General features: G+C 70.6%; 19 protein-coding genes. 8 read left to right on the forward strand and 11 right to left on the reverse strand.

Annotation, left to right across the window (positions count from 1 at the left end; genetic code table 11):
- The first annotated feature begins 31 nt into the window (after positions 1–31).
- From KZ829_RS20525 to KZ829_RS20535, 3 genes are all read left to right on the forward strand, one after another.
- Positions 32–649 carry a hypothetical protein gene (locus KZ829_RS20525; protein ID WP_220145543.1) on the forward strand — a complete coding sequence of 206 codons (618 nt, stop codon included), beginning with the start codon at positions 32–34 and terminating at the stop codon, positions 647–649.
- Between the two features lie 25 nt (positions 650–674).
- Positions 675–1,265: a hypothetical protein gene (locus tag KZ829_RS20530; protein WP_220145544.1), complete on the forward strand. Its 591-nt coding sequence runs from the start codon at positions 675–677 to the stop codon at positions 1,263–1,265.
- Positions 1,266–1,363: 98 nt separating this feature from the next.
- Positions 1,364–2,095, forward strand: coding sequence for an SDR family oxidoreductase (locus KZ829_RS20535; protein WP_220145545.1), 732 nt, complete (start codon positions 1,364–1,366; stop codon positions 2,093–2,095).
- A 1,094-nt stretch (positions 2,096–3,189) separates the two neighbouring features.
- On the opposite strand, the gene KZ829_RS20540 is transcribed toward KZ829_RS20535, so the two are convergent.
- The gene (locus KZ829_RS20540) at positions 3,190–4,137 is read right to left on the reverse strand and encodes a GlxA family transcriptional regulator (RefSeq protein ID WP_220145546.1); all 948 of its coding nucleotides are present in this window, start codon (positions 4,135–4,137) and stop codon (positions 3,190–3,192) included.
- A gap of 91 nt (positions 4,138–4,228) precedes the next feature.
- Between KZ829_RS20540 and KZ829_RS44075 the strand changes: the two genes are divergently transcribed.
- Entirely contained in the window at positions 4,229–4,351 is a 123-nt protein-coding gene (locus tag KZ829_RS44075) for a hypothetical protein (protein WP_281428187.1), read from the forward strand.
- 58 nt (positions 4,352–4,409) lie between these two features.
- Here the strand turns inward: KZ829_RS44075 and KZ829_RS20545 are convergent, their stop codons facing one another.
- A complete protein-coding gene (locus KZ829_RS20545) occupies positions 4,410–6,155 on the reverse strand; it encodes an alpha/beta hydrolase (protein WP_220145547.1) in 1,746 nt (581 codons plus the stop codon).
- 115 nt (positions 6,156–6,270) lie between these two features.
- Here KZ829_RS20545 and KZ829_RS20550 point away from each other — a divergent pair, with 115 nt between their 5' ends.
- Positions 6,271–7,425, forward strand: coding sequence for a hypothetical protein (locus tag KZ829_RS20550; RefSeq protein WP_220145548.1), 1,155 nt, complete (start codon positions 6,271–6,273; stop codon positions 7,423–7,425).
- On the opposite strand, the gene arfA is transcribed toward KZ829_RS20550, so the two are convergent.
- Genes arfA through KZ829_RS20570 form a run of 4 tightly spaced genes read right to left on the reverse strand, consistent with a single transcriptional unit; the run spans position 7,407 to position 12,079 of the window.
- Positions 7,407–8,957, reverse strand: a complete 1,551-nt coding sequence (gene arfA, locus KZ829_RS20555) for an arabinosylfuranosidase ArfA (RefSeq protein WP_220145549.1) — start codon at positions 8,955–8,957, stop codon at positions 7,407–7,409. The genes KZ829_RS20550 and arfA overlap by 19 nt on opposite strands.
- 40 nt (positions 8,958–8,997) lie before the next feature.
- Positions 8,998–9,843, reverse strand: coding sequence for a carbohydrate ABC transporter permease (locus KZ829_RS20560; RefSeq protein WP_220145550.1), 846 nt, complete (start codon positions 9,841–9,843; stop codon positions 8,998–9,000).
- The gene (locus KZ829_RS20565) at positions 9,840–10,772 is read right to left on the reverse strand and encodes a carbohydrate ABC transporter permease (RefSeq protein WP_220145551.1); all 933 of its coding nucleotides are present in this window, start codon (positions 10,770–10,772) and stop codon (positions 9,840–9,842) included. The genes KZ829_RS20560 and KZ829_RS20565 overlap by 4 nt, the downstream gene beginning before the upstream one ends.
- Positions 10,772–12,079: an ABC transporter substrate-binding protein gene (locus KZ829_RS20570; RefSeq protein WP_220145552.1), complete on the reverse strand. Its 1,308-nt coding sequence runs from the start codon at positions 12,077–12,079 to the stop codon at positions 10,772–10,774. The genes KZ829_RS20565 and KZ829_RS20570 overlap by 1 nt, the downstream gene beginning before the upstream one ends.
- Before the next feature lie 280 nt (positions 12,080–12,359).
- On the opposite strand from KZ829_RS20570, the gene KZ829_RS20575 reads away from it, so the two are divergent.
- Entirely contained in the window at positions 12,360–13,394 is a 1,035-nt protein-coding gene (locus tag KZ829_RS20575; protein WP_220145553.1) for a LacI family DNA-binding transcriptional regulator, read from the forward strand.
- A gap of 34 nt (positions 13,395–13,428) precedes the next feature.
- Here KZ829_RS20575 and KZ829_RS20580 read toward each other — a convergent pair whose 3' ends face one another.
- From KZ829_RS20580 to KZ829_RS20600, 5 genes are read right to left on the reverse strand one after another with little or no spacing between them, the layout of a single operon-like run.
- Positions 13,429–14,592, reverse strand: a complete 1,164-nt coding sequence (locus tag KZ829_RS20580) for a hypothetical protein (RefSeq protein ID WP_220145554.1) — start codon at positions 14,590–14,592, stop codon at positions 13,429–13,431.
- Positions 14,593–14,595: 3 nt separating this feature from the next.
- Positions 14,596–15,105 carry an RNA polymerase sigma factor gene (locus KZ829_RS20585; protein ID WP_220145555.1) on the reverse strand — a complete coding sequence of 170 codons (510 nt, stop codon included), beginning with the start codon at positions 15,103–15,105 and terminating at the stop codon, positions 14,596–14,598.
- A gap of 37 nt (positions 15,106–15,142) precedes the next feature.
- Positions 15,143–16,102 (reverse strand): non-homologous end-joining DNA ligase, encoded by a 960-nt coding sequence (gene ligD / locus KZ829_RS20590; protein WP_220145556.1) that lies wholly within the window; start codon positions 16,100–16,102, stop codon positions 15,143–15,145.
- A 9-nt stretch (positions 16,103–16,111) separates the two neighbouring features.
- Positions 16,112–17,824: an acyl-CoA dehydrogenase gene (locus KZ829_RS20595; protein ID WP_372453880.1), complete on the reverse strand. Its 1,713-nt coding sequence runs from the start codon at positions 17,822–17,824 to the stop codon at positions 16,112–16,114.
- 52 nt (positions 17,825–17,876) lie between these two features.
- Positions 17,877–19,664: a sensor domain-containing diguanylate cyclase gene (locus KZ829_RS20600; protein WP_220145558.1), complete on the reverse strand. Its 1,788-nt coding sequence runs from the start codon at positions 19,662–19,664 to the stop codon at positions 17,877–17,879.
- A 184-nt stretch (positions 19,665–19,848) separates the two neighbouring features.
- Between KZ829_RS20600 and KZ829_RS20605 the strand changes: the two genes are divergently transcribed.
- Entirely contained in the window at positions 19,849–21,591 is a 1,743-nt protein-coding gene (locus KZ829_RS20605; RefSeq protein WP_220145559.1) for an alpha/beta hydrolase, read from the forward strand.
- A gap of 311 nt (positions 21,592–21,902) precedes the next feature.
- Positions 21,903–22,094, forward strand: coding sequence for a hypothetical protein (locus KZ829_RS20610; RefSeq protein WP_220145560.1), 192 nt, complete (start codon positions 21,903–21,905; stop codon positions 22,092–22,094).
- Positions 22,095–22,101 lie beyond the last annotated feature (7 nt).

Consider the following 22,101-nt stretch of genomic DNA (forward strand, 5'->3'; position numbering starts at 1 on the left):
GCGGCCGGCGTCGCGATGCGAGGCTCGTAGCATGTCTGGCCGCGCCCTGCATACCGAACTCACCGCCGTGCGCGCGCTGGTCGCGGACGGGCTGGCCGAGGTCGGCGACGCGGCCGGCGCCGGTCAGGTCTGGCTCCGCTCCGCGTGCACCCGGCTGGCCTCCCTCGACGGCGTCCTGGTCGAGGCCGCCGGGATGATCGCCACCCCGGTGTGGGTGATGGCGGTGACCGCGGTGACGTTCGTGGTCGTGGTCCTCTCCGCGGCGGTCGCCGAGGCGCTGGGGCTCGGCGTGGCCGGGGTCCTCGCGGTGTCGGGCACGGCGCTGCTCGGCACGCTGGCCGCCGGACCGTGGGCGGGCCGCCGTGTCCGCGTCGCGCTGGGCCGTCGCCGGCTGGGCCCGGCGCCGTCCCCCGTTCGGGGCTCGGCCACGCTCACCGAGGTCCCGGAACATCTCCTGCGGGCCCGGGTGCGGCTCGTGTCGGCGGCGCTGCGGCGGGCCGGGGCCGATCACTGGACGGCGCCCCACCTGCGGCGGGTCATTCGCACCGACCCGGTGGTCCGGCGCCTCGCCCACGCCGACCTGCTGCTCTGCCAGGCGATCGACTGCCTGGACCGCCACCTCGGCGACCTGCGGAAGGACATGCCGTGAGCAAGCAAGCGGCCGGAGCGCCGGCATGAGCGAGCGGGTCTTCCGGCGGCTGCGGGCGCGCAACGATCCGTTCTCCGGGACCGTCGTGCCGAGACTGCGGCACATCGAACGGGACCTGGACGCGGTGATCACCGACGCCCAGAGCCGGGACTGGTCGGCGGACCGGCCGGATCAGGTGGTCTTCGCCCGGCTCGCGCAGGCCCGGCGCCGGGTTCGGGCGGCGCGGCGGTTCCCGGTGGCCGGTCCCGCGGATCCGGTCGCGGTCCTGCTCGCGGCGACCGCCGGGGCCGGTGTGACGGGCGGGCTGCTGTGGGCCGGTGGGGCGGCCGCGGTCCGGCCGGTTCCGCTGGCCGTGGTGGCGATCGCCGGGTTCTGGGCGGCGCTGGCCGCCGTGGCGGTACTGCGCCGGCTCCGCCACCGGTGGGACCGGAACACGCATCCCGGGCGCGCGCCGATCGACGACCCCTATCTGTACGCCGCCCTGCGCCGCCGGATCGAGACCTGCGCCGCCGCGGCCCGTGACCACCGCTCACACCGTCGCCGGGGCGCGGCCACCGAACTCGAATACGCCCTCGACTGGCTCAGCGCCGCACAGAGCGAGCTTCCCCGCCGCTGAACCCGGCCGTCACATCCTGGGCGGCTGTCTCGTCGTGTCCGCGGAAGCGACACCGAGGTCGTTTCCGTGGAAGCGACATCGAAGCAGGGAGAAACGCGATGCGGATCGTAGTGGTGGGCGGCACCGGCCAAACCGGGCGACTGCTGGTGGAAGCGCTGCGCGAGGACGGCCATGAGGTGGTGCCGGCGTCACCGTCGACCGGGATCGACGCCTTCACCGGGGTGGGCCTGAAAGAGGCCCTCACCGGCACGGACGTGGTCTTCGACGTCACCAATCCGCCGGCCCGGGAGGAGGCGGCGGAGTTCTTCCGGGTCTCGTCGGAGAACCTGACAGTGGCCGGGCGCGAGGCCGGGGTACGGCATCTCGTGACCCTGTCGATCATCGGGCTGGAGGCGGCCTCGGACCTGGCGTACTACCGGGCGAAACTGGCCCAGGAGGCGGCCGTCCGGGCGGGTGGGCTGCCGTTCACGATCGTCCGGGCCGCGCAGTTCTTCGAGTTCCTCGACGTGCTGATGCGGGCGAACACCGACGGCGACGAGATCCGGCTGGCGCCGGTACGGGTGCAGCCGATCGCACTGTCCGATCTGGTCGCTCGTCTCGCCGGACTGGCCGGTGCGGCGCCGGCGAACGGAACCGTCGAGATGGCCGGGCCGGAGATCTTCGCCCTGGACGAGATCGGCCGCCTGCTCGCCGCCCCGGGGCAGCGGGTGACCAGCGACGGCAGACCGTTCTTCGGCGCGGACATCCCGGTGGACGCCCTGGTGGCGGGGCCGTCCGCCGACCTGGCGCCGACCACGCTGGCCGACTGGCGGGCCGCGGCAGGCGAATGAGCCCGGGAAGGGGTCCGGAAAGCCTCCGGGGTCGAGGTCCTCGTTTCGCTTCCAGCTCCTTCTTTCTGGTACGCGTGTCCTCGCCCCGCCTGATCAGGGCCGTCCCGTCCGGTCGGCGCGATCCCGCTGCCTGCTCCGGCCTGTGCCGCGCCCTGCGGGCTGAGATCGGTGCCCGGGCGGGCCGGCCGATTCGCCGCCACCTCGCCTGCCGCCGGTGACGGCCGCCGTCGCTCCCGGTCACGCTGGGCGGGTGGTCGCGGTGTTGCCGGCCAGGCACCGGGGGCTGCCCACTCTCGGCCATAGCACCAGTCACGCCGGGCGGGCGGTCACGGTATTGCCGGCCAGGCACCGAGGGCTGCCCACTCTCGGCCATAGCGCTGGCCCCGGGGGCGGGTCGTCGCGCTTACACCAGGGTGGGTGGGCGCACACGGTGGCAGTGTCGTGGTCGCCTACCTGGCCTATCGCCGCGACGGCCGCCCACGCGGGGGCTTCCGTGTGCGCCCACCTCCGAAGGTCCGACCGGCCGGAACTGCGCATGATCGAGGAACCCTGTCCACCGGCTTGCGTGGAAGATCGAGGTAGCCGAGAGCCTGTCTCTCGGTTGCGGGCGGCCGCGACGTCACGTCGCGCATTCCGATGGCTGCGGCGTCACCCGACTCGCCGCGATCTTGGGTGATTGTGGCTGTCGGGCCGATCTTGATTCCTGGTTGCTATCCGGCGGTAAACCATCGCCCAAGATCTATCTTCCCTGAAAGAACTTGGGTTATCGGATACACCCGGACGGCCACGATCACCCAAGATCGCGCCGCTCGACAACGATCACTCAAGATCCACATCGACGCGCCACCACCCACCCGGCGTGAGCGGCGTAACGGCCGGGAGCAGCACCCCGGATGCCTGACAAGCACCACCGGGACCACCCACCTCGAGCGAGCGGCAGCACATGCGGGGGTGTCCAACCGATCTCAGCCCGGCGGGGGCGGCACAGGCCGGAGCGGGCAGCGAGAGGGGCCGGGCGGGCGGAACGGCCCTGATCAGGCGGGGCGAGGACACGCGTACCGGAAAAAGGGGCCGGACGTGAAACGCGGAGTTCTCTAGATCTTGGTCTTGAAGGTGTTCCGGTAGCCCTGCGGGGTGGTGCTCAGGCGCTGGGTGAAGTGGTGCCGCAGCGTCTGGGCGCTGCCGAAACCGGCCTTCGTGGCGATCGCGTCGATGCCGAGGTCGGTGTCCTCCAGCAGCCGCCGGGCGAGCAGCACGCGCTGCGCGGTCAGCCAGTCGTGCGGGGTGACGCCGGTCTCGGCGCGGAAGCGGCGGGCGAAGGTGCGTGGGGCCATGTGTACGAGGTCGGCCAGGGTGTCCACGGTGTGCGGGTGGTCGAGGGTCTCCAGCACGTGGTTGAGCAGCGGCTGGAGGGTCTCGCAGGAGATCGGCGGCACCGGCGTCTGGATGAACTGGGCCTGGCCGCCGTCGCGGTGCGGTGGCACCACCATGCGGCGGGCGATCTGGGCGGCCACCGCCGAACCCTGCTCCTCGCGGATCAGGTGGATGCCGCAGTCGATGGCCGCGGCCGTCCCGGCGCTGGTGATGACGTTGTCGTCGACCACGTAGAGGACGCCCGGGTCGACCTTGGCCCGCGGGTAACGGGCGGCCAGGTCGTCGGTGTGGCGCCAGTGCGTGGTGCAGCGGCGGTCGTCGAGCAGGCCGGCCTCGCCGAGGGTGAACGCGCCGGTGCAGACACTCATCACCCAGGCGCCGCGCTCGTGGGCACGGCGCAGCACGTCGAGCACCTCGGACGGCACCTCGCGCATGTCGTTGGGGGCGATCGCGACCAGGTCGGCGGTCTCGGCCGGGGCGAGGTCGAACTCCGGGGTCATGCTGAAGCCGGCGTGGGTCCGCACCGGGGCGCCGCCCAACCCGCACACGTGGAAGTCGTAACCGGGCAGGCCCTCGGCGGTGCGGTCGTAGCCGAACAGCTCGCAGAGCACGCCGAGCTCGAAGACCGCCACCTCGGGCAGGGCGATCACAGCGACGCTTCTCAACATGTGGCCACGGTACCCGAGGTTGGCAGCATCTTGAAGATGTATGGCATTCCTGCCACTGTTCCGGCGGCCGGAACGGCGCGACCCTTGATGTATGGAAATCGCGATGCTTGTCTTCTTCGTCCTACTATTGATCGCTTCGGTCGCCGGCCTCACCGCGGACAGCCACGACAGCGCCGACTGGAAGCCCACTGACGGCGGACGCCGGGCCGTATGACCCGGCGTCCGTCACAGCGCCGCCGGACCGCCCACGAACACCGGCCCGGCGGCGGAGATCAGCGGCCCCCGGTCAGAACCGAGACCGGCTTCGGGGCCACCACGGGCGGCAGCGTCTTGCCCGGCGCCACGGCCGACTTGGCCGACAGCTCGCCCGGCTCCTCACCGATCACCAGCTTCTCGGTGAACGGCTGGTGCCCGGCCTTGCAGACCGTGCCCTTGGCCGGCACCTTGCCGGTCAGCAGGTAACGGTCGATGGCGGCGGTCACGCAGACGCCCGTGCCGTAGGCCGCGTGCCCCCAGTTGTCGCTGCTCAGCAGCCGCGAGTTCGGCAGCAGCCGGCTCGACGACACGGACGCGGCGTAGTTGGTGGCCGGGTCCCAGTAGTTGCCGATCACCAGGACGGTCGCCTTGGTCCGCTTGTTGAACGGGCCGCGGTAGGCGTCCTCGTCCCGCACGGTCCAGGTGCCGCTCGCGCACTGGACGCTGAGCCAGCCCCAGATCCGGCCGAAGTACGGCGCCTGGAGGTCACGGGAGGCGGTCGCCACCGGCCAGCCGTTCGCGTTCTTCGGGTGCTTGCCGTCGGTGCAGATGACCGCGCTCTGCGCCTCGAAGCCGTTGTCGTACGGGAAGTCGTAGCCGATCTCCTTGGCGGCCTGGACCCGCTTGCGCAGCGACACCTCGGCGGCGGCCGCGGCCGTGCCACCGGCCTGCAACGCGGCGACCTCGGCGGCCAGCTGGGTGACCATCTCCCCGGCGTACGTGCTGTAGAGGTAGTTGAGGCTGGCGCCCACGAAGTCCGCGTAAGTGATCTTGAAGGTGCCGAACTCGTCGGTGACGACCAGCGGCTTGGCCCGCAGCTTCCGGGCGATCGCCGCGTAGTTGGCGACCGGGTCGCCGGCGGCGAACGCGCAGTACTCCTCTCCGGCCCTGTCGCAGCGGATCAGGATCTCCCGCAGGGCACGGCTCGCGCCCTCGGCCGAGTGCATCCGGGCGTCCAGGATCTTGTTGCCGCTGCTACCCGTGCCGGCCCACTGCCGCGGGTCGATGTTGCCGTCGACAGCGAGCGCGCGGAACCGGTCCGGGAACAGGTTGGCGTAGTACTGCCCGAGCGCGGTGCCGTAGCTGAAGCCCAGGTAGGTCAGCTTCTTGTCACCGACCGCGCGGCGCATCAGCTCCATGTCGCGGGCCACCTCGGCGGTGGACATCGCGCCGGCCAGGGTCTTGCCGGTGGTGGAACAGGCCTTGCCGAAGGCCTTGGCGCCGGCGATGTACCGCTTCTCCTCGGCCGACCCGAGCGGGAAGGCGACGTTCATCTTGTTGAAGACGGCGGTCTGCTGCTTGACCGACTTGAAGCACTTGATGTTGGCGCTGAACCCGATGCCACGCGGGTCGACGCCGACGACGTCGAAGCGCTCCAGGACCGGGTCGCTCAGGAAGTCCGGCGCGAAGAGCGCGAACTGGGTGGCCGAGCCGCCCGGGCCGCCCGGGTTCACGAACAGACTGCCGATCTTGCGCTTCTGATCCTTGGCCTTGATTCGTACGACGGCCAGCTCGGTCTTGGCACCCTTGGGCTTGTCGTAGTCGAGCGGCACCTTCACGGTGGCGCACTCGGCGATCTGGTAGCACTTGTACCAGCCCAGCTTCGGCGTGGGCAGGCGGTCCAGGCGGCGCTTCTCGGCGGCGCTGGTGGTGGCGGACTTGGGCGCGGCCGACGCGGCTCCCGGCACCGAGACCACCGCCGTCGTGGCGACGGCGGCGGCCAGGACGCCCGCGATGAGCAGACGCGGTCGGATTGATGGCATACAGCCCCCTCTCAAAGGACGATCGCATCGTAGAAGACCGATGCGAGGCGGCCGTCCACTTCGGAGTCGCACCCGTGGTTGTCACTGCCTCGTCCGCATTTGGCACAGTGGACAGATGCTGACCGACGTGGATCTGCCCGCGCCCGGACTGCTCTGGACCCGCTGGGCGACACTGAGCGCGACGTGTGCCGCGATCGGGCAGGCCGGGCCGTGGACCATCGACGGTCGCGGCGCCGACTTCGCCGAGGGCGAGCGGAACTGGGCACGGTTCGCCCTGCTGGACGGCCGTCGCGCGGTCGTCTACGGGCACCACGAGCACAGCGCCACCACCCGGGCCGATCCGCCGGTCGACCTGCTCACCGGCGCGCCGGACTGGCTGCCCTGGGACGCCCTGTCCCCGCTCGCCGAGGGCGACCGGCTCGGCTTCGTGATCTGGCACGAGAACGGCCGCTGGTCCCGGGTCCGCTACCCGGGCCGGCTCGCCGACGGCATGACCGGCATGCTCGCCCCGCTGCTCAGCACCGAGCACACCCTGGCCGCGCTGGGCCGGCTCGGCGCCCGCCCCGCCGCCGAGGAGCTGATCGCCGCCGCGACAAGGGGTGCGGTGACCGGGGACCACATCGCCGCCCTGATCACCGGCCCGGACGCGGACATCGCGTCGGCCGTGACCGTCGCCGCCCGGGGCGGGCTGGTGCCGGGCAGCGCCGCGCCCCGGATCGAGCCCGGCCGGCGCCCGCCGATGCGCCGGGTCCGCCGGCTCAGCAAGGGCGAGCACGACCGGCTCGTCTGGGCGGCCATGCAGGACTCCCCCGAGCTGACCCGGCCGGCGCCGCCCGCCAGCGAGGAGCTGGACACCCTGATCTCCTGGCTTCGGGAGCGGTCGCCGCACGGCGACGGGCGGTGCACCCTGCTGGCCTACGCCGACTCCACCAGCTTCAGCTCCCAGCCCGGCGGCTTCCCGCCGGGCGACCGGCCCGGCGAGGAGCGGTACGCCGCCTTCCGCCGGCTCACCGAGCTGGTCCGGGCGCTGCGGCACACCGAGTCCGATCCACGGTACGGACGGTGGCTCTTCCTCCGGGTGGAGACCAGCGCCACCGGCGTCCAGGTGGAACGCCGCTACGACTCCTGGCCGCCGTGGTGGCACGACGACGGCGTCTCCGGGCCGTGGCGGACCAACCTCCAGGAGGAGATGACGTCACGCGGGCCGGTGTGGCGGCCGTCCTGGGTCACACTGCTCGACCCGGAGATCGCCTACCGTCCCACGTCGTGACCCGGCCGGCTCCGGGCGAAGCGGATCGCGCTCCAGGAGACGCGGGGCAGGGTCAGGGTGGCGGCGCCGCCCTCGACGGTCACGGCCCCGGTGGGCACCTCGGCGGTCGGGCGCAGGGTGACCCGGTCCGGGTTCTCCTTGGTGTTGGCGGCGTAGAGGTCCTCCTCGTCGGTGAGGGTCCACGCCTCGGCCACGGCCAGGTCGCCGAACGCGCTCAGGTCCACGGTGAACTCGACCGGGTTCGTCACGTCCCGGTTCACCGCGAAGACCGTCACGTCGCCGGTGGCCGGGTCGTGCGTGGCGACCGCGTCGATGACCGGGGCCACGCCGTACCTGGCGGTCTCGTAGGTCGGGGCGTCGATGTGCAGCCGCAGCACCTCGCCCTTGGCCAGGGCCGCGGTCTTGGCGAACGGGTGGAAGATGGTCTGCCGCCAGGCCGGGCCGCCGGGCTCGGTCATGATCGGGGCGATCACGTTGACGAGCTGCGCCTGGCAGGCCGCGGTCACCCGGTCGCTGTGCCGGAGCAGCGAGATCAGCAGGTTGCCGACCACCACGGCGTCGGCCACGTTGTACCGGTCCTCGATCACCGGTGGGGCGACCTTCCACTCCTCCGGCAGCGGGGCGCTCTGGAACCGGGAGAGGTACCAGACGTTCCACTCGTCGAACGAGAGGTTGATCTTCTTCTTGCTCTTCAGCCGGGCGCCGACCGCGTCCGCGGTGGCCACGATGCTGTTCACGAAGTAGTCCATGTCGACCGCGCTGGCCAGGAACGAGCCCAGGTCGCCGTCGTGCTCCTCGTAGTACGCGTGGCAGGACACGTAGTCGACCAGGTCGTACGCGTGCTCCAGAACCGTCGACTCCCAGGTCCCGAAGGTCGGCATCGACGAGCTGGAACTGCCGCACGCGACCAGTTCGAGATCCGGCTCGGCGGACCGCAGCGCCCGTGCCGTGGCGGCCGCGAGCAGGCCGTACTCCTCGGGGGTCTTGTGCCCGGTCTGCCACGGACCGTCCAGCTCGTTGCCGAGGCACCAGATCTTGACGCCGTACGGCTTCTCGGCGCCGTTGGCCCGCCGCTGCTCGGAGAGCGCGGTGCCCTCCGGGTGATTGAGGTACTCGTGCACGTCGAGCGCCTCCTGCACGCCACGGGTGCCGAGGTTGACCGCGTACATGATCTCGACGTCGGCCTTCTCCGCCCACTTGGCGAACTCGTCGATGCCGACCTCGTTGGTCTCGATGCTGCGCCAGGCCAGGTCACGCCGGCGGGGCCGCTTCCCGGCCGGTCCGACGCCGTCCTCCCAGCGGTAGCCGGAGACGAAGTTGCCCCCGGGGTACCGGACCATGGTGACGCCGAGCTCGCGGGCGAGAGCCAGCACATCGGTACGGAAGCCGTCCTCGTCGGCGAGCGGGTGGCCCGGCTCGTAGATGCCGGTGTAGACGCAGCGGCCCATGTGTTCCACGAAGGAGCCGAAGGTTCGGCGGCTGACCGGCGCCACGACGGCACCCGGATTCAATGCGACACGCGCACGGAGCATGGTTGTTCCCTTTACCGATGAGAAGAGAGGATGCCGCGAACTACTTGACGGAGCCGATGGTCAGGCCACCGCGCCAGTACCGCTGCAACATCAGGAAGGCGACGATCAGGGGGACGATCGCCACAAGAGCGCCGGTCACGATCACGCTGAAGGTCGCCGCGCCGCCGTTGCCCATGATCGCGGACATGTACCAGGCCCGGAGCCCGACCGTGAGCGGGTAGAGCTGGTCGTCGCTCAGCATCACCAGCGGCAGGAAGAAGTTGTTCCAGGACGCGACCATGCTGAACAGCAGGACCGTGACCAGGGCGGGCTTCATCGCGGGCAGGGCCACGCTGGTGAACACCCGGAACTCGCCGGCTCCGTCGATCCGGGCCGCCTCGAGCATCTCGTCCGGGATCGAGTCGTGCACGTAGACCCGCAGCAGGTAGACGCCGAACGGGTTGAGCAGCGACGGCAGGATGACCGCCCAGATCGTGTCGACCAGGTTCGCCTGCGACATGAGCAGGTAGGTGGGCAGCACGAGCGCCGTCGCCGGCACCATGATCAGGCCGAGCAGCAGCGCGAACAGGGCGTTACGCCCGGGGAAACGCAGCTTCGCGAAGGCGTAGCCGGCCAGCGCCGAGATGACGGTCGCGCCGACGCCGCTGACCACGGCGTAGAACGCCGAGTTGCGCAGCCAGGTGAGGTACACCCCGCCGTCCTGCCCGAACAGGATCCGCAGGTTGTCGATCAGGTGGAAGTCGGAGAACCAGAGCGAGGCCGACTGGAAGAGCCCGGTGTTGTCCTTCGTCGCGGCGACCAGCAGCCACCAGAACGGGAGCAGGAAGTAGATCGCCAGCAGGCCCATCACGACGTGGGCGGCGACGCTGCCTTTTCTGAAGCTCATCGCAGCGCGCTCCTCTTCCGGGTGGCGAACAGGAAGATGTACGACCCGATGAAGACCACCGCGCCGAGCAGGAACGAGATCGCCGCCGAGTAGTTGTACTGCTGGAACGAGAACGCCTGGTTGTAGGCGTACACGTTGGGTGTGTAGTGCTGGGTGATCGCGCCCGGGTTGAGCGGCTGGAGGATCAGCGGCTCGGTGAAGAACTGCAGGGTGCCCATGATGGTGAAGAGGGTCGCCAGGACCAGCGCCGAGGAGATCATCGGCGTCTTGATCCGCAGGGCGACCTGCACCTCGCTCGCGCCGTCGATGCGGGCCGACTCGTAGACGTCCCGGGGCAGGCCCTGGAGCGCCGCGTACAGGACGATCATGTTGTAGCCGGCCCACTGCCAGGTGACGATGTTGCCCAGCGACGCCAGCACCGTGCCACTGGAGGTGAAGTCGATTCCGGTCCAGGCGAACGGGCCGATGCTGTCGCTGTAGAGGAAGCCCCACATCAGCGTGCCGATGACCACCGGCACGGCGTAGGGCACGAACGCCGCCAGCCGGAAGAACCGGGAGAACTTCGAGGTCGCGGCGTCGATCAGCAGGGCCGCGACCAGCGCGATCCCGATCATCACGGGAGTCTGGAGCAGACCGAAGATCAGGACCCGGACCACGCCCTCGCGCACCAGCGGGTCGTCGATCGCCTGCTTGTAGTTGTCGAACCAGGCGAAGACCTCACCCTCGATGAGGGTGGAGCGGTACAGACTGATCTTGAAGGCGTACGCCATCGGGAGCAGCAGGAAGGCGATCAGCAGGACGGTGAACGGCAGGGCGAAGAGCCAGCCGGTGGCCGCCTCCTTCACCCGCGCGGCCCGCTGGGTGCCCGTCTTGGGCGAGGGGCCCGCGGCCGCCGGAGCGGCCGCGGGGGACGTCTGTACCTCGGTCATTACTGAACCTTGAAGCCCTGCTGGGTGGCGTAGGTCTTGATGTTCTCCTGCGCGGTGTCCAGCGCCGCGGTCCAGGAGGTCTTCTTCTCGATCGCCTGGCCCAGGTTGGTGGTCAGCTGGTTGAAGTTGTAGCTGTTGAACGGGCTCCAGTCCAGGTCACCGACCCCGTTGTAGGCCGGCACGAAGACCTCGTTGACCTTCTGGCCGCCGAAGAAGTCGTAGGTCTTGCCGGTGAACGTGTCCGCCTCCAGGACCGGGGTGACGGTCGGGAACAGGAACGCCTTGTCGATGCCGATCTTCCAGGCCTCGCTGTTCTTGGCGCCGAAGATCTCCATGGCGACCTTGGCCGCGATCTCCGGGTACTGGGCCTGGTCGGTCACCGCGAACGAGGAGCCACCCCAGTCACCCTGGGCGTTGGCGCCGGCGGTCCACTGCGGCAGCGGGGCGACCCTCCACTTGCCGGCCGCGCCACCGGCGTTGGCCTGGATGTAGCCGGGGCCCCAGCCGGCCGCGAGGTAGGTGGCGTACTTCTCCGAGCCGAGGCCGTTGTAGAAGTCCGTGGTGTGGAAGGCGGTCGTGTCGGCGAGGCCGGTGTTGACCATGCCCTCCCAGTACTCGAAGACCTTCTTGGCCTCGGCGCTGTTGACGTTCACGCCGATGCTGCCCGGGTTCGCGATGTCGTAGGTGTACGGCTTGGCGCCGGCCTGCCAGAACAGACCGGTCATGAAGCCACCGTCGTTGGCGCCGAAGTCGGTCATGAAGCTCTTGCCACCGGAGGCGGCCTTCAGCTTCTCGGCCTGCGCCTTGTACTCGTCCCAGGTGGTCGGCACGGTCAGGTTGTACTTCTTGAAGATGTCCTCGCGGTACATCATCGCCATGGGGCCGGCGTCGACCGGGATCGCGTAGACCTGGTCACCGGAGCTGACCTGGTCCCACGCCCAGCCGGCGTAGTCGCCCTTGACGGCGCCCGCGCCGTACTTGCCCAGGTCGACCAGGTGCTTGGTGAGCGCGAAGGTGGGGATCTCCTGGAGTTCCAGCATCACCACGTCGGGCGCGCCCTTGCCGGCCTTCAGCGCGGTCTGCAGCTTGGTGTACTGGTCCTGGCCGGTGCCCGCGTTCGTCCACTCGATCTTGACGTCGGTGTGGGTCGCGTTGAACTGGTCGACGACGGCCTTGAACTCCGGGTACCAGGCCCACACCTTCACGGTGACCGTGCCGGTCGGCTTCGCGGCGGTGTCCGGCTTGTCGTCGCCGCTGCCGCAAGCCGCGAGCGTCACGGCGGTCGCCGTCGCCGCGATGGCCGCCACAACTGATCGCCGACTGACTCTCCGTGCACTAAAGTTGCCGATGTTCACTGGGTCCTCACAGACAAGTAGATGCGTATCCAGTTGATCAGTTCTGAGACCCACAGGGCTCAGAGCGCCGACCTCCGGTGCTGGCACATCGGGGGTCGGCCATTAGGCCGAACTAAGTTTCACCGTTGGTTGCTACGCTTTTGCAGCGCTGCAAAGCAAAGCATGCACGGGACCCTATAACGACGGCAAGGGGTAACCTGCCGGAAACTTGGGGCGGCCAGAGGGGGCAAGAATGCGTCGAGAAGTCACTCTGCGTGACGTCGCGGAGTTGGCCGGCGTCTCCAGCCGAACCGTCTCCAACGTGGTCAATGGTTATGCCAACGTCACGGAGCGTACGAGAGAGCGTGTTCAACGGGCGGTCGAAGAGCTCGGCTACCGACCCAACGTGCTCGCGCGGAACCTGGCACAGGGCCGGTCCGGCCAGATCGCGGTCGTCGTGCCGTACCTGGACACCCCGTACTTCTCCGAGTTGTTGCAGAGCGTGATCCGCGCGGCGCGGGTCAGCGGCTATAACGTTTTGATCGACCAGACCGACGGCGACCCCGAGCACGAGCGGGCGTTCATCGCCGACGGGTCACGCCGGCTGCTCTTCGACGGGGTCATCTTCAGCCCCCTCGGCCTCGACCAGCAGGCGCTCGCCAACCGCGACCACAGGTTGCCCCTGGTCATACTCGGCGAGCGGTCCAGCGACGGCAGCTTCGACCACGTCGGGATAGACGATGTGGCGGCCTCCCGGCAGGCCACCGAGCATCTGATCGACCTGGGCCGGCAGCGGATCGCGGCGATCGGCGACCAGCCCTACGCCACCGGCGAGGCGGCCCAACGGCGCACCCGGGGCTTCCGCGAGGCGCACGCGGCCCGCGGGCGCACCCCCCGGGAAGACCTGATCATCAGCACCCCCCGGTTCAACCGGCCGGACGGCGCCCGGGCCATGGAGCATCTGCTGGACCTGGCGGAGCCTCCGGACGCGGTGTTCTGCTACAGCGACCTGGTGGCGCTCGGGGCGATCCGGACGCTTCTGTCGCGGGGGCTGCGCGTGCCCGAGGACGTCGCGGTGGTCGGCTACGACGACATCGAGGACGGGCGGTTCTCCAACCCGACGATCACCACGATCTCGCCGGACAAGGAGATGATCGCGGCCACCGCGGTGGAGCGGCTGCTGCTGCGTATCAGCAACCCCACACCACCCGCCGGGCTGGAGCTGCGCGCGCCGCACAAGCTGATCATCAGGGAGAGCACGGCCGGGCGTACGCCGAACGCCCAGTGATCGTGGATCACCGGGCGCCGTGGGACGGCTGGCCTCAGTCGATCGTCACGGTGAACCCGGTGACCTCGCTGACCCCGGCCGCCCCGACCGGGTAGACCGCCCCGCGCAGGGTGCGGCTGTCCGGCCAGGCGATGGAGATCATCGGCGACGTCTTGCCCGAGACGTCGGCCAGCTCCTGCTCCTTCAGCACCTTGCCGTCGGTGACCCGGATCAGGGCGACGACGGGGCGCAACCCGGCGCCGGTGTCCCGGTCGTAGGCGACCGCGAGGGTCCTGCTGTCCGGGGAGAGCCGCATGTCGGTCACCGCGATGCAGCCGGACGCGGTCAGCGGGATCTCGGCCACGAGATCGACGCCGGTGATGTCGTACACCCGGGGCACGCACTCGTCCCGCATCCGGGACACCGCCACCCAGCCACCGGACATGTCGCTGTGCCGGAGATCGCCGTAGACCTGGCCGAGGCCGAACGCCGGCCTTCCGGCGATGAGCTCCTCATGCCCGGTGGCCATGCTGTGCATGAACAGGCCGGCCGGCCGCCACAGGTAGGCGACGTCCTCCCGGGCGGTCAGCAGCATGACCGGTTCGCCCTTCTTGCGTACGTTCCGCTGGACCCGGACCCGGCCGTCCGGGTCGGTCCCCACGAGCCGGTATTCGAGCCCCGGCACGTTCGGGCCGTCCTCGCGCTTCGTTCCCGGTTGGGTGTCGTGTGAGCCGAAGGCGACCACACCACCGCTCGGCAGCACCACCACCCGCTCCCAGTTCCGGGCGCCGACCACCGGATGACCGATCAGGTTGCCGTCCGGCAGCAGCTCCCCGACCGCCGTCTCACCGCCGAGCCGCACGGTCGTCCCCCCGGAGCCCCGATAGTCGCCGGCGGCCGCCGGTAGGAGGAGATGCTGGCCCGGCGGCTCGGCGCCCGGGCCGGAGCTGATCGGCGCGTCGGGGCTGACCCCCGGTTCTGCGCTGCTCGCCGGAGCGAGCACCCCCGTGCCCGTGGACGGTCCCGGCTGTCGCTGGATCGCCACCCCCGCCACCGCACCGGCGAGCACCGCCACCACCGCGGCGGCGGAGACCGCGGCCCGCCGGTTGCGGCGACGGCGGGCCCTGCGGTGGATGTCGGCGAGGTCGCCCGGGTAACCCCGTGCGGCGTGCGCCGCCACCCGGACCGCCTCGCTCACGTTCTGCGGAATCCCTTCCATGTCTCAGTCCTCGCTGTTCAGCTCGTGCCGGAGGGTGGCCAGACCGCGGGAGAGACGGCTCTTCACCGTGCCCTCGCTGATGCGCAGGGCCACCGCGGTCTCGGCGGTGGAGAGGTCGAGCAGCACCCGGCAGGTGATCACGGCTCGCTGCGGCGCGGGCAGCTTGGCCAGCGCGTCCTGAGCCACCACCGAGCCGTCCGGTGGCCGCAGATGCGGGTGGGCGGCCTCGTCGGCCGGCGGGCGCTCCCTGCGGACCTTGCGCCACCACGACGTCGCCCAGTTGAGCGCCACCCGGAAGACCCAGCCGGCCGGATTGTCCAGCCGGCTCACCGTCGACCAGCGGGCACAGGCCCGGGACATCGCCTCGGCCACCGCCTCGGCGGCCAGGTCGTCACGGCGCAGGGTGACCACGAGAGCCCGGTAGACCCGGTCGGCGTTCGCCCGGTAGAAGGCTTCGAAACCGTCGTGTTCCGGGAGAGCCGCCGCGTGGGTCAGCGCTGTCTGTACCGCCATGACCGATACACGCGTGAGGGCACCGATCGGTTCCCGGTCAATCCTGGGACTTCTCCTCGGGAGTGGTCAGGCCGGACTGCTCGTCGTAGTCGGCCCACTCCAGCAGGGCGTCCAGGGAGTGCGCGTGGTCGTCGATGGCGGCGTGCAGGTCCCCCAGCTCGGCGAAGCGCGCGGGCACCGTACGAATGGTGAAGTCTCTCGGGTCCAGATCTTGAATCTCGTCCCAGGTGACCGGGGTGGAGACGGTGGCGGTGGGCACGCCACGGACCGAGTAGGCGCTGGCGACGGTGTGGTCGCGCGCGTTCTGGTTGTAGTCGATGAACAGCGCGGACGGGTCGCGGTCGCGGCGCCACCAGGTGGTCGTGACGTCGTCGGGGGCGCGCCGCTCCACCTCACGGGCGAAGGCCAGCGCGGCGCGCCGCACGTCGGAGAAGCCCCAGCTCGGTTCGATCCGCACGTAGACGTGCATCCCCCGGCCGCCTGAGGTCTTCGGATAGCCGGTGATCCCCAGCTCGTCGAGGAGCTCGCGGACCACGGTGGCGACCCGCTGGACCGTGCCGAACGGGCAGTCCGGCATCGGGTCCAGGTCGATCCGCCACTCGTCGGGCTTCTCGGTGTCGGCCCGCCGGGAGTTCCACGGATGGAACTCCACGGTGGACATCTGCACCGCCCAGATCACGTCGGCCGGTTTGGTCACGCACAGCTCGTCGGCGTGCCGGTTGTAGCGCGGGAACGTCACCCGCACCGTCTCCAGCCACGGCGGCGCGCCGTTGGGCACCCGCTTCTGGTGCACCTTCTCCCCGGCCAGGCCGTCCGGGAACCGGTGCAGCATGCACGGGCGCTCACGCAGCGCGCGGACGATCCCGTCGCCCACCGCCAGGTAGTACTCGACCAGGTCGAGCTTCGTGACGCCGAGCTCCGGGAAATAGACGCGGTCCGGGTTGGAGACCCGGACGTCGTAGTCGCCGACTTCGATGGTGGTGGCTTCACCGGCCATGACCTGAACCTATCCCAACCAGGCGTCGTCCATGTCCCGAAGAAGGGTGTCGCCGGAGTCGAGCAGGTCCAGCATGGGGCCGATCCGGGGCAGCTCGTGGGTGACGAAGTACCGGGCGGCCAGCCGCTTGCCCTGGTAGAAGTCGCCCTCCCCGCCCTCGGCGGCGAGGAGCTGCTCCAGCCAGAGCCAGGCGATCACGAGGTGGCCGGCGGCGTCCAGGTACGCGGTGGCGTTGACCAGGGCGCTCGACGGGTCGCCGGTCGCCCAGAGCTTGGCGGTCGTCGCGGCCAGCCGGTCGGCGGCGCTCAGCACCGGGCCGCCCAGCTCGGCCGGCGCCTTCGACGCGGTGGCCCGGATCCGGTCGAGCAGCAGACCCAGACCGGCGCCGCCCCGCATGGTCACCTTGCGGCCGAGCAGGTCGAGGGCCTGGATGCCGTCGGTGCCCTCGTGGATCGAGTTGAGCCGGTTGTCCCGGTAGAACTGCTCGACCGGGTACTCCCGGGTGTAACCGTAGCCGCCGTGGACCTGGATGGCGTGGTCGTCGGCGAGCCTGCACCACTGCGACGGCCAGGCCTTCACGATCGGGGTGAGCACGTCGAGCAGCAGGTCGTTCTCCGGCGACGGCTCGTCCAGCAGCTTCGCCGCGTAGAGGACCAGGGCGAGACCGCCTTCGACGTACGACTTGGAGGCCAGCAGCATCCGGCGGACGTCCGGGTGCTCGACGATCGGCACCGGCGCGGCCAGCGGGTCCTTGCCGCTCACCGGGCGGCCCTGGAGACGTTCCCGGGCGTACGCGAGGGCGTGCAGGTATCCGGTGTAGCCGAGGGCCACCGCGCCGGACCCGACGCCGATCCGCGCCTCGTTCATCATGTGGAACATGTAGGCCAGGCCGCGGCCCTCCTCACCGACCAGCTCGGCGGCCGCGCCCTCGAAGGCGAGCACCGCGTTGGTGGTGCCCCGGTAGCCCATCTTGTGGTTGAGCCCGGCCAGGACGACGCCGTTGCGCTCGCCGGTCTCCAGGTTCCGCTTCGGGACGATGAACAGCGACAGGCCCTTCACCCCGGCCGGCGCGCCCTCCACCCGGGCCAGCACCAGGTGGATGATGTTCTCGCTCAGCTCGTGGTCGCCGCCGGAGATCCACATCTTGCCGCCGTCGATCCGGTAGGTGCCGTCGGCCTGCGGGGTGGCCTTCGTCGTCACGTCGCTGAGCGACGAGCCCGCCTGCGGCTCGGAGAGGCACATGGTGCCGGTGAACCGGCCCTCGATCATCGGGTGCACGTAGCGCCGGATCTGCTCCTCGGTGCCGTGCGTGAGCAGCAGGTGGGCGTTGCCCGCGGTGAGCATGGCGTAGGCCGAGGTGGCCGTGTTGGCGGCCTGGAACCAGAGGAAGCAGGCCCGCTGCACCACGTGCGGCAACTGGAGGCCGCCGTGCTCGGCGTCCATGCCGGCGGCCGGGAGCCCGGACTCGGCGAAGACCCGCAGCGCCCGGCTCACCTCCGGGATGATCGTGACCTTCTCGCCGTCGAAGGTCGGCTCGGTCAGGTCACCGGCCCGGTTGTGCGGCGCGAAGTCGCGCTCGGCGATCTGCTGGGAGACGTCGAGAAACGCGTCGAACGTCTCCCGCGAGTGCTCGGCGAACCGCTCACGGGCCGTCAGCGACTCGGCGCCGAGCCACTCGTACAGCAGGAAGTCGAGGTCTCGCCGGGAGAGGACCTTGGACACCGCAGCCACCACCGTTCATCCGGAAACTTCGTGCACCCAGTGTGCACGAAGTTTAGTCCGGCGCGCGGTGCCGTCCCACCCGGGCCACCGTGCCGGCCGGGACCCGCCGGGAGTGCTTGATCTCGTACATGGCGTGGTCGGCGGCCCGCAGGGCCTCGTCCGGGTCACCGGCGGCCGGGGCCAGGTGCACCCCGACGCTGGCGCCGATCTGGATCTCGTGCCCGTCGATCCGGAACGGCAGCCCGAGAACGTACCGCAAGCGGTTGCTCATGGCGTCGACGTCCCCCGGGTCGACCACCCCGGGCATCAGCATGACGAACTCGTCGCCACCGACCCGGGACAGCACGTCGGTGGAGCGTACGCACGCGCTGAGCCGGTCCGCCACCTGGCGCAGCAGCTCGTCGCCGACCTCGTGCCCGTGCGCGTCGTTGACCGGCTTGAACCCGTCCAGGTCGACGAAGAGCACCGCCACCGCGTCGGACCGCAGCGACGAGTGGAGCTTGTCCTGCATCCGGCGCCGGTTGGGCAGGCCGGTCAGCGGGTCGTGCTGGGCCTCGTGCTCCAGCCGCTCCTGGAAGGCCCGGTTCTCCGAGATGTCCCGGGCGTTGATCACCACGCCGCTGAGAGCCGCGTTGTGCATCTGGTTGGAGGCGGTGAAGTCGAACCAGCGGTACTCGCCGTCGGCGGTCCGGGCCCGGCACTGCAGGCGCAGCACCCCGGACGCGTCGGCCAGCAGGGTGGTCAGCCCCTCGCGCATCTGCTGCTGGTCCTCGGGGTGCACCACGTCGAAGACGCTGTGCCCGGTCCGCGAGCCGGGCGCGAAACCGAGCACCGACGTGGTGCTGGGGCTGCTGAAGACGATCCGGCCGGATCCGTCCAGGACCGACACCAGGTCCGGGGCGTGCTGGAAGAGCGCCTGGAACCGTTCGTCGGCGCGGCGCCGCTGGATCTGCGTCCGGTAGCCGAGGAGGGTGATTCCCACCACACCGATCGCCAGCATGGCCAGCAGGGTGAGGTTGAGGGTCTGGCTGCGGCTGTAGACGGCGCCGTCGAAGGAGGCCTGGGTCTGCGTCCGCACATAGGACCAGTCACTGGCCAGCCCACCGACCACCACCGCGATCATGTCCCGGCCGTTCTCGGTGTACTCGACGAACTGGGCCTTTTCGCGGTCCAGCCGTGCTTTGATTTCCGGGTGTACGACCTCACCGACGAGCGTGTCGTCGCTGGCCGCCCCGACGCGCCCGGCGGTGTCGACGATCATCGTCTTGTGGGTCGTGCCGCGCAGCTCGCGGATGTAGTTGTGCAGCGGGGTCTGTCCCACCTCGTTGAGACCGATCAGGTAGCCGACCGGGCCACCACCCACCGAGACCGGGATGCCCACCGCGGCCACGTAGGTGTTCCCGGCGTTCATCACGCCGGAGAACCCGTACTTCTCGCTCTTGATCTGCTTCCACAGCGGCTCCCAGGCGGCGTCCTTCTGCGCCGGGAGGCCGCTGGTCCGGCTCGCGGTCAGGAAGTTCCCGTCGAGATCAGTGGTGATCATCCCGTACTGGAAGGTGGTGCTCTTCTTGGCGGCCACAGCGAGAGAGGTGCGGTCCTTGGCGTCGTCGGCGGCCAGGCGGACTGCGATCTGGCCGAGGAGGAGCGTGAGCTCCCGCACCGAGTTCTTCTGGAGCTGGCCCGTAAGGGTGCCGTTGTTGGTGCCGAGCGCGGTGGTGTCGTTCTGATGCACCGTCTCGACCGCCTTGACGGTCGAGCGGTTGACCAGAATGCCGACGACACCGGCACCGGCCAGCAGTAGCACGCTGACCAGCACCGCGATCCAGTTACGCAGCCGCATGAAGTCCCTCCTCACCGCTTGTCATCGGCAACCGGCGGCCCGGCTGAACGAACCTGAGCGGCCGGAATTCAGGGGGAAATGGGGCGGCGCTCAGTGGCATAGACCCCCGATGATGGAGAGGAACGTGCCGGGTTGCTTCCGTCACCCCGGGCACGAGGCCGGCCGCGACGAAACGGAGCACCGGATGCGCAGACAGGTGGTGGCGTCGCCGACAGGCTGGCTGGCGCCCTTCCGTGGCCGGATTCCCGTCCCGCGCCTTTCACCCGGGCAGACCCCTCCACACACCACCGAGCCATCGCTCACCCCGGCCCGGCGGCGCATCGTGCGTTCCGGCCTCAGCCTCACCGGCGCCGCCTTCGCGGCCGTCTTCTACTGCCTCTCCTTCACCCCGTCCCTGCTGCCCCGGGCCTGGTCCCTCCAGGGCGTGGTGGCCGGGATCACCGCCGCCATGGGGTACGCAGTGGGCGCCGCCCTGGGAGCGCTGTTCCGCCGCGGGTGGCGGCAGCCCACCGCCCGGACCGTCCGGGTCGCCTGGAGCGTCCTGTTCGCCGTGGTGCCGCTGCTGGTCGTGGTCTTTCTCTGGCTGGGCACCCGCTGGCAGCGTGACCTGCGGATCCGCCTGGGCATGCCGCCGCCCGAGGAGCACGACGTGGTCCGCACCGTCGGGGTGAGCCTGCTCACCTTCGGCCTGCTGCTGCTGATCGCCCGGCTGCTCCGGCTGTCCACGCACGGGTGCGCCTGGCTCTTCCGGCAGTTCGTCCCGGCCCCGGCCGCCTGGTGCGCCGGCTCGGTGGTGGTGGCCCTGCTCGCGTACGGCGCCGTGGACAGCCTGCTGATCACCCAGATGTTCTCGATGGCCGACCGGTCGGCAGCCGTGGTCAACAGCGGGACCGGCGACGGCGTGCGGGTTCCGGAGTCGCCGCTGCGCTCCGGCGGGCCACGGTCACTGGTCTCCTGGGACTCGCTGGGCCGGCAGGGGCGGGCGTTCGTGGCCGGCGTCCCGACCGGCGAGCAGTTGACCGCCTTCGCCGGGCGGCCCGCCCTGGAGCCGATCCGCCTCTACGCCGGCCTCAGTTCGGCGTACACCGTCGAGGAGCGGGCCGACCTGGTGGTCCGGGAGATGGACCGGACCGGGGCCTTCGACCGGGCGGTGGTGGCGATCATCACACCGACCGGGACCGGCTGGGTGGACAGCAAGGTGCCCCGCTCCCTGGAGTACATGTATGCCGGCGACACCGCGCTGGTGTCCATGCAGTACTCGTACCTGCCGAGCTTCTTCGCCTTCCTGGGCGACCGGTCCGAGGTGGTGGACGCGGCCGACGCCCTGATCGGCGCGGTCCGCGAGCGGTGGGCGGCCATGCCGGTGGGCGAGCGGCCCCGGCTGCTGCTGTTCGGCGAGAGCCTCGGGACGTACGGGATGGAGAAGACCTTCGGCACCCCGCAGAGCCTGGTCGACGGGGCCGACGGCGCGCTGCTGCTCGGGCCGACCTTCGCGAACCCGGCGCACCGGGCGCTCACCGAGGGCCGCGCCGAGGGCAGCCCGGTCTGGGACCCGGACTACCCGGGCCTGGCCGTCGAGTTCGCCGACGACGCGGCCGAGCTGCGCACCCTGACCGGCCCCCGGCCCAAGGTGGTCTACCTCCAGAACGCGACCGATCCGGTGGTCTGGTGGAGCTGGGACCTGCTCTGGAAGCAGCCGGAGTGGCTGAACGGGCGGCGGGCCCCCGACGTCACTCCCGACATGCACTGGTACCCGGGCATCACCTTCTGGCAGATCAGCTGCGACCTGGTCTTCTCCAACAAGGTCCCGACCGGGCACGGCCACGTCTACAAGTCGGAGACGGTGGACGGATGGGCCACTATCGCTCCACCGCCGGGCTGGACGACGGCGGACAGTCTTCGTCTGCGGGCGCTGCTGGACGAATGAGGCCGGGCCGGTCGCCGAAACGGGCGTCCACCACGGCGGGCCGCTCGGGCACCGCGCCGGCGTAGGCCCGGACCGCCAGGCCGGCCAGGAAGGCGACCACCGACATGACCGCCACACCGGCCACGGCGCCCCGCCGGAAGTTTGATCGGAACCGGTCGTCCATCAGCGCACCTCCTGACGAAACCTCCCTCAATCGTGAATGCCGGACACATGGCTTCATACCCGGTTGTTCGGGCGACCCGGTACGGGTGACACCCGAAGGAGACCTCGCGACGTTAGTAACTGACGAGGGGCGCTGGAGGGAGACATCGATGGCCGAACCACCAAACGGGTTCCGGCGGATGCCCGGACAGCGGCCGCGCCCGGTGGCCCAGGGCATCGCCGCCATGATCGCCGCGGTCGCGGTGCTGGGCGGCGGCCTGCTCGCGAACCGTCTGCTGTCCGGTGAGGACGACCAGCGGCCACCCGCGCCGTCCCCGAGTCCATCGAAATCCGCCGCTTGACCCGGTA

Source organism: Actinoplanes hulinensis, assembly GCF_019429605.1.
GTDB lineage: Bacteria > Actinomycetota > Actinomycetes > Mycobacteriales > Micromonosporaceae > Actinoplanes > Actinoplanes campanulatus.

Bases quoted from the DNA above. Each gene is read 5' to 3' on its own strand.
- KZ829_RS20525 (WP_220145543.1), top strand. From the start codon at position 32: ATGTCTGGCCGCGCCCTGCATACCGAACTCACCGCCGTGCGCGCGCTG.
- KZ829_RS20530 (WP_220145544.1), top strand. From the start codon at position 675: ATGAGCGAGCGGGTCTTCCGGCGGCTGCGGGCGCGCAACGATCCGTTC.
- KZ829_RS20535 (WP_220145545.1), top strand. From the start codon at position 1,364: ATGCGGATCGTAGTGGTGGGCGGCACCGGCCAAACCGGGCGACTGCTG.
- KZ829_RS20540 (WP_220145546.1), bottom strand. From the start codon at position 4,137: ATGTTGAGAAGCGTCGCTGTGATCGCCCTGCCCGAGGTGGCGGTCTTC.
- KZ829_RS44075 (WP_281428187.1), top strand. From the start codon at position 4,229: ATGGAAATCGCGATGCTTGTCTTCTTCGTCCTACTATTGATCGCTTCG.
- KZ829_RS20545 (WP_220145547.1), bottom strand. From the start codon at position 6,155: ATGCCATCAATCCGACCGCGTCTGCTCATCGCGGGCGTCCTGGCCGCC.
- KZ829_RS20550 (WP_220145548.1), top strand. From the start codon at position 6,271: ATGCTGACCGACGTGGATCTGCCCGCGCCCGGACTGCTCTGGACCCGC.
- arfA (WP_220145549.1), bottom strand. From the start codon at position 8,957: ATGCTCCGTGCGCGTGTCGCATTGAATCCGGGTGCCGTCGTGGCGCCG.
- KZ829_RS20560 (WP_220145550.1), bottom strand. From the start codon at position 9,843: ATGAGCTTCAGAAAAGGCAGCGTCGCCGCCCACGTCGTGATGGGCCTG.
- KZ829_RS20565 (WP_220145551.1), bottom strand. From the start codon at position 10,772: ATGACCGAGGTACAGACGTCCCCCGCGGCCGCTCCGGCGGCCGCGGGC.
- KZ829_RS20575 (WP_220145553.1), top strand. From the start codon at position 12,360: ATGCGTCGAGAAGTCACTCTGCGTGACGTCGCGGAGTTGGCCGGCGTC.
- KZ829_RS20580 (WP_220145554.1), bottom strand. From the start codon at position 14,592: ATGGAAGGGATTCCGCAGAACGTGAGCGAGGCGGTCCGGGTGGCGGCG.
- KZ829_RS20585 (WP_220145555.1), bottom strand. From the start codon at position 15,105: ATGGCGGTACAGACAGCGCTGACCCACGCGGCGGCTCTCCCGGAACAC.
- ligD (WP_220145556.1), bottom strand. From the start codon at position 16,102: ATGGCCGGTGAAGCCACCACCATCGAAGTCGGCGACTACGACGTCCGG.
- KZ829_RS20600 (WP_220145558.1), bottom strand. From the start codon at position 19,664: ATGCGGCTGCGTAACTGGATCGCGGTGCTGGTCAGCGTGCTACTGCTG.
- KZ829_RS20605 (WP_220145559.1), top strand. From the start codon at position 19,849: ATGCGCAGACAGGTGGTGGCGTCGCCGACAGGCTGGCTGGCGCCCTTC.
- KZ829_RS20610 (WP_220145560.1), top strand. From the start codon at position 21,903: ATGGCCGAACCACCAAACGGGTTCCGGCGGATGCCCGGACAGCGGCCG.